Below are 558 nucleotides of genomic sequence, written 5' to 3'. Positions count from 1 at the left end.
TAAAGAATAAGGATATTATTAAAGGATATAATGTGCGTGGCGAATTATACCAACTCCAAGGCAACCACCAAAAGGCGGCGGAAGTATTTGAAAAAGCTATAACCCTGGCCAATAAGGAAATTATCAATGAGCCTTTGAGCGAGACGCTTGACCTGCTTTCACAATCATACCGGGCGCTAACAGATAATGGAGCAAAGGTGGCCTACGATGATATATACCGGATAGCTGACCTTAAAGAGCAGCAACAGGAGCTAAAAGATAGTTTTTATAATGGCATGAATGCTAAAGCTTTACAAGCTGCATTAAACCAAGAAGTAGAAGCCCATAACCACAGAAAGCTACCGGCCAGCATGGTAGACAGGCAATGGCTCATAGCGCAAGGGGCTGGTGCTATAGTGGCCGGTCTATTATTGGTTATAATGATCGTAACCATAAACACCAAAGCGACCAAAAAGAAAGCCTATGATGCTCGAAAGCTATGTGCTGTTTTGCAGGAGGAAAAAGATGCCTTATCAAAAGAGAACAAAGACCACAGAGAGCTGTTTGCTGAGATACACA

1 protein-coding gene is annotated in these 558 nt (G+C 42.7%); it reads left to right on the top strand.

The window, feature by feature from the left end:
- Positions 1-558, top strand: a 558-nt coding sequence (locus E1163_RS30110) for a hypothetical protein (protein WP_185155870.1), incomplete at both ends; no start/stop codon positions are given.

Origin of the sequence: Fulvivirga kasyanovii (genome assembly GCF_009711405.1) — a bacterium.
GTDB classification, from domain to species: Bacteria; Bacteroidota; Bacteroidia; order Cytophagales; family Cyclobacteriaceae; genus Fulvivirga; species Fulvivirga kasyanovii.
Note: the sequence above shows the minus strand (reverse complement) of the source record. Positions and strands in the feature narration are given on the sequence as shown.